Genomic DNA, 218 nt, shown 5'->3' with positions numbered 1-218 from the left:
CCCCCGGGGGGCGTCCGCGGCAGCGGCCGATGAGAAGAAGAGACAACACACAGAAAGAACAAGGCCCCGGGCCCACCGCGCCCTGCAGTACCGGACGCCGGRGTGATCSCCMCCARACCCGCCACAGCACCCGAGGCAATGCCCAGAACGCTTGGTTTGCGGTGAGTGATCCACTCGGCGAACATCCAGCTCAGCGCCGCTGTAGCGGTGGCAATCTG

Annotated in this window: 1 pseudogene; it reads right to left on the bottom strand. The window is 66.8% G+C overall.

The window, feature by feature from the left end:
• A pseudogene (locus tag ACQ4LH_RS22310) lies at positions 1 to 218 on the bottom strand (hypothetical protein); the annotation flags it as partial.

Source organism: Pseudomonas peli, assembly GCF_050563605.1.
GTDB classification, from domain to species: domain Bacteria; phylum Pseudomonadota; class Gammaproteobacteria; order Pseudomonadales; family Pseudomonadaceae; genus Aquipseudomonas; species Aquipseudomonas peli_A.
This window is presented reverse-complemented; position numbering and strand designations above follow the sequence as displayed.